This window comes from Thauera aminoaromatica S2, from assembly GCF_000310185.1.
Classification (GTDB): Bacteria; Pseudomonadota; Gammaproteobacteria; order Burkholderiales; family Rhodocyclaceae; genus Thauera; species Thauera aminoaromatica.
Genome location: NZ_AMXD01000164.1, coordinates 1 through 6972, shown reverse-complemented (window position 1 = coordinate 6972; position 6972 = coordinate 1). Strand labels below are relative to the sequence as shown.

9 protein-coding genes and 1 pseudogene are annotated in these 6972 nt (G+C 69.7%); 3 read left to right on the top strand and 7 right to left on the bottom strand.

All coding sequences use genetic code 11. The annotated features are described in order from the left end of the window. The 4 genes and pseudogenes from C665_RS20370 to C665_RS17210 all read right to left on the bottom strand — a co-directional run. A pseudogene (locus C665_RS20370) lies at positions 1–177 on the bottom strand (phosphomannomutase/phosphoglucomutase); the annotation flags it as partial. Positions 178–311: 134 nt separating this feature from the next. Continuing rightward, entirely contained in the window at positions 312–740 is a 429-nt protein-coding gene (locus tag C665_RS17220; RefSeq protein WP_004324122.1) for a YybH family protein, read from the bottom strand. A 99-nt stretch (positions 741–839) separates the two neighbouring features. Continuing rightward, the gene (locus C665_RS17215) at positions 840–1040 is read right to left on the bottom strand and encodes a zinc-finger domain-containing protein (protein WP_004324121.1); all 201 of its coding nucleotides are present in this window, start codon (positions 1038–1040) and stop codon (positions 840–842) included. A gap of 24 nt (positions 1041–1064) precedes the next feature. Beyond that, on the bottom strand, positions 1065–1985 hold the full coding sequence (locus C665_RS17210) for a branched-chain amino acid transaminase (protein ID WP_004324118.1): 921 nt from the start codon (positions 1983–1985) through the stop codon (positions 1065–1067). A 239-nt stretch (positions 1986–2224) separates the two neighbouring features. Between C665_RS17210 and C665_RS17205 the strand changes: the two genes are divergently transcribed. From C665_RS17205 to mnmA, 3 genes are read left to right on the top strand one after another with little or no spacing between them, the layout of a single operon-like run. Further along, the gene (locus C665_RS17205; protein WP_004324116.1) at positions 2225–2677 is read left to right on the top strand and encodes an NUDIX hydrolase; all 453 of its coding nucleotides are present in this window, start codon (positions 2225–2227) and stop codon (positions 2675–2677) included. Positions 2678–2685: 8 nt separating this feature from the next. Beyond that, positions 2686–3369 (top strand): hypothetical protein, encoded by a 684-nt coding sequence (locus C665_RS17200; RefSeq protein ID WP_004324114.1) that lies wholly within the window; start codon positions 2686–2688, stop codon positions 3367–3369. 28 nt (positions 3370–3397) lie between these two features. Beyond that, positions 3398–4495: a tRNA 2-thiouridine(34) synthase MnmA gene (mnmA, locus tag C665_RS17195; protein WP_004324112.1), complete on the top strand. Its 1098-nt coding sequence runs from the start codon at positions 3398–3400 to the stop codon at positions 4493–4495. Between the two features lie 77 nt (positions 4496–4572). Here mnmA and C665_RS17190 read toward each other — a convergent pair whose 3' ends face one another. From C665_RS17190 to C665_RS17180, 3 genes are all read right to left on the bottom strand, one after another. Further along, a complete protein-coding gene (locus C665_RS17190) occupies positions 4573–5529 on the bottom strand; it encodes a hypothetical protein (RefSeq protein ID WP_004324109.1) in 957 nt (318 codons plus the stop codon). A gap of 52 nt (positions 5530–5581) precedes the next feature. Continuing rightward, positions 5582–6148 carry a DUF2062 domain-containing protein gene (locus C665_RS17185; protein WP_004324107.1) on the bottom strand — a complete coding sequence of 189 codons (567 nt, stop codon included), beginning with the start codon at positions 6146–6148 and terminating at the stop codon, positions 5582–5584. Between the two features lie 199 nt (positions 6149–6347). Beyond that, positions 6348–6800, bottom strand: a complete 453-nt coding sequence (locus C665_RS17180) for a SixA phosphatase family protein (protein WP_040829532.1) — start codon at positions 6798–6800, stop codon at positions 6348–6350. Positions 6801–6972: the final 172 nt, after the last annotated feature.

Below are 6972 nucleotides of genomic sequence, written 5' to 3'. Positions count from 1 at the left end.
CGGGCCGGACCGGCGGCCGTCGCGGCCCACCGCGATCGCGCGCTGGCCGCGCACCGCGGCTTCGGAGCCGATCGCGTGGCCGATCGCGCGCACCGCCGTGGGAGTCAGCACGGTGTCGACGATGCCGCGGATGTCGTAGGCCTTGAAAAGCTCTGCTGCGGGCAGGGGGTGGCGCATGGGCGGTTCCAGGCAGGGCGAAGGCGGGGAAGCTCGCCCGGCGATGCCGGCCCGGGCGGCGGTTGGCGCGATTCTAGGCCGCGAAGCGCGACCGGGTCACGCCGCCGCGGACGAGTCGCCGTGCGCGGGCGGGCTCAGTGCAGCACGCGCGGTGTCGAATCCTCGGGACCCGAGATCTCGGGCACCGGCGAGGCGTGGTGCAGCACCATGCGCCAGCCGTCGGCGCCGCGCACGAAGACGTTGGTCGCGGCGATGGTCGCGGTACGCGGGGTGGGACCGTCGGTGGCGAGGCGCTCGAGCACGCAGTGCATCGCCATCATCGCGGTGGAGCTGGTCACCGCATGGCTGATGTCGATGCGGATGCGGGCGCCGTCGGCGAGGATCTGCCGCCAGATCTCGCGCACCGCGGCCAGGCCGACGATGCGCGGGCCGCCCGGCTGGACGCAGACGACCTCCTCCTCTTCCGACCAGACGGCCATCAAGGCCTCGAAGTCGCCCTCGGAGAGTGCGCGGTAGAAGGCGGCTTCCGCTTCGAGGGCGGTGGTGAAGACAGGTCTGCTCAAGGTTGTGTTGTTATTGTGGGTGGATCGTAAAGACCACGGGGGCCGCAGCCCCCGTGGTCCGGTCGGGTCGCGGGCCATTCCGGCCCGGCACCCGGGTTCTCAGTGATGGCCCTTGGGGCGCTCGCCGTTGAACACGTAGTGCGCGCTGCAGTACGGGCAGACCGCCTCGCCGGTCTTCAGGATGTCGAGGAACACGCGCGGGTGGCGGGCCCACAGCGGCGCGCCCGGCGGCGGGCAGTGCAGCGGCAGGTCCTTGGCGGTGGTGACGACGGCCTGGGTCTTGTCGGTGTTCTCAACCATGACGGAATCCTCGGAGCGTGGAAATCAGACGTGGGCGAGCCAGTGCGCGTATTCGGGCGCACGGCCGTTGACGACGTCGAAGAAGCGGGTCTGGATCTTCTCGGTGACCGGGCCGCGCCTGCCTTCGCCGATCTGGCGGTCGTCGAGCTCGCGGATCGGGGTGACCTCGGCGGCGGTGCCGGTGAAGAAGGCCTCGTCGGCGAGGTAGATGTCGTCGCGGGTCAGGCGCTTGGTGCCGACCTCGTAGCCGAGCTCGCGCGCGATCACGTGGATGGAGTCGCGGGTGATGCCGGTGAGCGCGGAGGCGATCTCGGGCTCGTAGATGCGGCCGTCCTTGACGATGAAGAGGTTCTCGCCTGCGCCCTCGGCGACGAAGCCCTGGTTGTCGAGCAGCAGGGCCTCGTCGTAGCCCATGCGGGTGACCTCGAGGTTGGCGAGGATCGAGTTCGGGTAGGTCGCCGACAGCTTGGGGCGCGGCATCGTCGAGTTGACGTGGTGGCGGGTGTAGGACGAGGTCTTCACACGGATGCCCTTCTGCAGGCCTTCCTCGCCGAGGTAGGCGCCCCAGGGCCAGGCCGCGATCGCGACATGGACGCGCGCGCCGAGCGTGGAGATGCCCATCTTTTCCGAGCCGTAGAAGGCGATCGGGCGCAGGTAGCAGGACTCGAGCTTGTTCGCGCGCACGACCTCCTTCTGCGCCTCCATGAGTTCATCCTTGGAATAGGGGATGTCCATCATGTAGATCTTGCCGGAATTGATCAGGCGCTGGGTGTGCTCGGCGAGGCGGAAGATCGCGGTGCCGCTGACGGTGTTGTAGGCACGGACGCCCTCGAACACGGCGAGGCCGTAGTGGAGCGAGTGGGTGAGGACGTGGGTGGTCGCCTCGCGCCACGGAACGAGCTTGCCGTCCTGCCAGATGAAGCCGTCGCGGTCAGCCATGGACATGATGAAGATCTCCGCCTTGAAAAATGTTCGCTGGATGGGTTCGTCGCGCACCCTCGATCGTCCACGGGGCGCAAAGCCTTCGGATTCTAGCGTAAAGCCGTGCCGAGGACGCGGGCCGCGCGCAAAGCCGCGACCGTCGTCGCAGACCGGGCGCCAGCGCGGTCGACGGGCAAGCGGTGCTCCTCCATCCCCGGTGGTGCGCGCTAGAATGCGGGCCTTCATGCGCCTGGAGCATCGAAGTGAAGGATCGTCCCTGGAAACCCAATGTCACCGTCGCCGCCATCATCGAGCGCGACGGCCGCTTCCTGCTCGTCGAGGAGGAGACGCCCGAAGGCCTGCGCTTCAATCAGCCTGCCGGCCACCTCGAGGAGGGCGAGTCTCTGCTGCAGGCCACGGTGCGCGAGGTGCTGGAAGAGACCGCCCACCACTTCGAGCCGGAATACCTGGTCGGCATCTATCAGTGGACCCGCCCCCAGGGCGACATCACCTACCTGCGCTTCGCCTACGGCGGCCGTCTGTGCGGCGAGGAGTCCGGGCGCAGGCTGGACGAGGGCATCGTGCGCGCGGTGTGGCTGACGCTCGACGAGGTGCGCGCATGCGCCGATCGCCACCGCAGCCCGCTGATCCTGCAGTGCATCGAGGACTGGATCGCCGGGCAGCGCCATCCGCTGGCGCTGGTGCATCACCGCTGAACGGGATGATGGCACCTGCGCTCCGCCTGCTGCTGCCCGCGCTGCTCGCCCTGCCGGCGACGACGTGGGCGATGGCGGGGGCGCAGGGCCCCGCCGGCGGCGCGCGCGTGAACATCTGCTACAACTACGGCTGCGCGAGCGAGGGCAGCGTGCGCGTGCGCGAGTCCACCCTGCGCCGGATCGGCGAACGCCTCGCTGCGGCACGCAGCGCCGGGGAGGAGCGCGAGCGCCTCGCCGAGGCGGTGGGCGGGCTGTACCGGGTGGCCGCGACCCAGACGGCGATCGCGGCCGACCGCGCCGGCAACCTGCTCGACGAGGGCGCGGACGGGCGCATGGACTGCATCGATCACTCGACCTCCACGACCCGGCTGCTGCAGCTGCTCGAGGCGCGCGGCGCGCTGCGCTTCCATCGCGTGGTCGAACCGGCGCGCCGCACCCGGCTGATCCTGCAGCATTTCAGCGCGGTGATCGAAGCGCTGTCGGTGGAGGAGCGCTTCGAGCGCCTGCCGCCCGGCCAGGCGTTGGCGGGCTGCAACTGCACCGAGGACGGGCTGGTGATCGGAGAGATGGACGGCGACGACCGTCCGGGACAACGTTACGTGGTCGACAGCTGGTTCGTCGACAATGGCGAGCCGGCGGTCGTGCTGCCGCTCGCGGAATGGCTCAATGGAGGTGGACCGAATGTCCAGTAGTCGGCATGGAAGGCAGGACGGGGCGGGGATGAAGGTGGTGGTCGGCATGTCCGGCGGGGTGGACTCGGCGGTGACCGCGCTGCTGCTGAAACGTCAGGGCTACCAGGTCACCGGGCTGTTCATGAAGAACTGGGAGGACGACGACGATTCGGAATATTGCTCGACGCGGCAGGACCTCGTCGACGTGGCTTCGGTGTGCGACGTGATCGGCATCGACCTCGAGGTGGTCAACTTCAGCGCCGAATACAAGGACCGCGTGTTCGCCGACTTCCTGCACGAGTACGAGGCCGGGCGCACGCCCAACCCGGACGTGCTGTGCAACTCCGAGATCAAGTTCCGCTGCTTCCTCGACCACGCCATGCAGCTCGGTGCCGAACGCATCGCCACCGGCCACTACGCCCAGGTGCGCGAGTGGGCCAACGACGGCCGCAGCGAGTACCAGCTGCTCAAGGCCGAGGACGGCACCAAGGATCAGAGCTACTTCCTCTACCGGCTCAACCAGGAGCAGCTCGCCAAGACGATGTTCCCGCTCGGCGCGCTGTACAAGCGCGAGGTGCGCCGGATCGCCGCCGAGGCCGGGCTGCACGTGGCCGAGAAGAAGGACTCCACCGGCATCTGCTTCATCGGCGAGCGCCCCTTCCGCGAGTTCCTGATGCGCTACCTGCCGACCCGGCCGGGCGAGATCCGCGCGCTCGACGACGGCCGCGTGCTCGGCGAGCACCAGGGCCTGATGTACCACACCATCGGCCAGCGCAAGGGCCTCCACATCGGCGGCCTCAAGGGCCACCAGGACGAGGCGGGCGAACACGAGGCCTGGTACGTGGCGCAGAAGGACGTCAAGGCCAACGTGCTCTACGTGGTCCAGGGCCACGCCCACCCCGCGCTGCTCAGGGACCACCTGGTCGCCGGCGAGCTGAACTGGATCGCCGGACGCGACCCGCACTCCCACTGGGTGTACACCGCCAAGCCACGCTACCGCACCCCCGACCAGCCCTGCGAGATCGACCGCATCGCCGACGGCCGCGCCGAGATCGCCTTCGCCCAGCCGCAGTGGGCGGTGACCCCCGGGCAGAGCGTCGTGGTCTACGAGTCGAAGGTGTGCCTGGGCGGCGGGATCATCCTGTGAGGCGCGAGCGGCCTCTCCTGTAGGAGCGACGCAAGTCGCGATGCTTCTCCGCGCACGCCCCCGCGCGCGCTGTTTGTTTACGCGCGCGTCTCGCCCAGGCCCACGTTGGCGGCAGCGAGCGGGGGATGCGAGGCCGCCTGCGCGCGTGCCGCGAAGGTCTCGCAGCGCTCGATGAACTCGCGCGCGCTCTTGGGCATGGTCACGCGTGCGCGGATGATGTCGGTGACCAGGTTGCGCCCCTGCAGGATCAGGTGCAGGCCGTCGGCGGCGAGCTGGCGGGTGCACTCGTCGGCGCCCGGGCCGAGCGCCGGCGTGAGCGCGGCGAGGCGCTCCGAGGCGGTGACGAACTCCGCCCACACGTCGAAGATGTCCGGGTCGGTGCGCAAGGTCTCGCACTTGATCTTGGCGATGCGCGCGAAGTCGAACACCAGCGGCTCGATTCCGCGGAAGAGCGGCGTCGTGGCGAAGGTGGCGGCCATCACTGCAGCGATGCGGTCGACCTCGCGCAGCGCCTGGGCGATCTTGATGTAGCGGCTCTCGTAGAAGGCCTCGACCGGGATCGAGAAGGCGCGGAAGGGCTCGCCCCACAGTTCGTCGATGCCCTCGTCGCCGCTGCGGTGCAGCACCAGGCGGCCGAGCTTGAGCGCCTCCTGCAGGCAGCCGCCGCATTCGCGCATGAGCGGGTTGTCGGTGGCGATCTCGATGCCCAGCTCCTGCAACTCCACCAGCTTGGTGAAGATGTCGGTGGCGCGGTTGAACAGCGCGCCCGCGTACATCGCGCCCTTGACGCGCTTGCGCGCGGGGTCCTCCTCGGTCTCGTAGGCGCGGCGCGCATCGTCGAGGCGTTTGCCGGGGATGTTGATGCCGTGCTCGACATGGTTGAACAGGCGCCGGGTGAGCGCCTGGATCAGCCGCTTCTTGGCGTCGAGCGTGTCCGCCGGCGGCTCGTAGGCCTTGAGCCAGTAGCCGTCGTAGTAGATGCGGCGGACGCCGTCGATGATCGCGACCGTACCGTCGGGGATGCACTCTTCCATGGCCATGGCCGTCCGTTGGGCGGATGAGGGGATGCGAAGGATACGCCCGCGTTCAGGCGCTTCCAATAGCCTGCGCGGATGCGCGCGCGCTGCGCTCGCGGCGCTGGCGGCGACGACGGGCGGCGACGCGGAGCCGCCACACCAGCTGCGTGCCCCAGTAGGCGACGAGCGCGCCCGTCACCGCCATGATCACCATGCCGACCAGCAGCGGCTGGCCGATGCCGCCGATCCAGGCCCAGGCTTGGGCGAGCGAGTCGATGGCGCGCACCGGCGCCTCGACGTCGTCCGCGGTGAGCGCGGCTGGCGTGCGGCGGCCGATCACGCCCGCGCCGAGCTGGTAGGCGAAGTAGTAGAGCGGACCGTAGGTGAGCGGATTGCTGACCAGCGTGGAGGCTGCCGCGATCAGCAGGTTGCCGCGCAGCAGCAGCGAGGCGATCGCTGCCGCCGGGATTTGCGCGATCGGGATCATCAGCCCGAAGAACACGCCCATCGCCACGCCGCGTGCCACCGAGCGCCGGTTGACGTGCCACAGCAGCGGGTCGTGCAGGCGCGGCCCCAGCCAGCGCAGCATGCGACTTTGCGTGATGGCCTCGCGAGTGGGCAGAAAGCGTTCGAGCATGGTCCGTTCCGGAAGGAAGACGGCATCTTACGCATTGCATCGCAAAGCACAAGCGAGCCCTCCACGGGCTTCGAGGACCGTGCGCGAGCCTGCCGTCCGGGATATTTCACGACGGGTTGGACCGTGCTCGCGGCGAGGAATTCAATGGGAGCGCCAGGCGTGAGCAGCGGGGCGCCCCGCGCTCCTCACGCCTGGCGCCTTACACCAGCTCGCTGGGAATCACCGCGCGCAGCACCGTCTGCGTCTCGTCCTCGCGCACGCGGTTGGTAAACCACCACAGCGCACCCTTCTTGATCGTCCAGTCGGCCTCGCTGCCCGACAGCAGCAGCGCGCACAGACGGCCAAGGGCGGGCTGGTGGCCGACCACCAGGGCGGCGCCGTTGCCCTCGGGCCAGCCGGTGGCGGCGAGGATGTCGGCGACGTTGCCGTCCGGGCCCAGGCCGCCGACGATCTCGAAGTCGTCGGTGAAGGCGGTCGCGGTCTGGCGGGTGCGCAGCGTGGGGCTGACCAGTACCTTCAGGTTCTTCGGCCGGTTGTCTTCCAGCCAACGCGCCATGCGACGCGCCTGCTTGAGACCGCGGGGGGTGAGTTCGCGGGTGTGGTCGGGGCTGCCGTCCACCGCTTCCGCGTGACGCCAGAGCAGCAGGTCCATGTCGTTCATCCGGGGTTCGAGGGCGCGCATCATCGGCGGCTGCGGTTACAGCACGATGACCGCGGTCTGTCGCGCCGCCGCCGTGGGGCGCCGTCTCACCACGGCTTGCCGCCCCACAGCAGCGGCTCGCACTCGCGCAGCACGCGGCGGCGCAGGCGGGCGTAGCGCGGGG

Excerpts from the sequence above, each read along its gene's own strand:
- C665_RS17215 (WP_004324121.1), bottom strand. The coding sequence starts at position 1,040 with ATGGTTGAGAACACCGACAAGACCCAGGCCGTCGTCACCACCGCCAAG.
- C665_RS17210 (WP_004324118.1), bottom strand. The coding sequence starts at position 1,985 with ATGTCCATGGCTGACCGCGACGGCTTCATCTGGCAGGACGGCAAGCTC.
- C665_RS17200 (WP_004324114.1), top strand. The coding sequence starts at position 2,686 with ATGGCACCTGCGCTCCGCCTGCTGCTGCCCGCGCTGCTCGCCCTGCCG.
- mnmA (WP_004324112.1), top strand. The coding sequence starts at position 3,398 with ATGAAGGTGGTGGTCGGCATGTCCGGCGGGGTGGACTCGGCGGTGACC.
- C665_RS17190 (WP_004324109.1), bottom strand. The coding sequence starts at position 5,529 with ATGGAAGAGTGCATCCCCGACGGTACGGTCGCGATCATCGACGGCGTC.
- C665_RS17185 (WP_004324107.1), bottom strand. The coding sequence starts at position 6,148 with ATGCTCGAACGCTTTCTGCCCACTCGCGAGGCCATCACGCAAAGTCGC.
- C665_RS17180 (WP_040829532.1), bottom strand. The coding sequence starts at position 6,800 with ATGGACCTGCTGCTCTGGCGTCACGCGGAAGCGGTGGACGGCAGCCCC.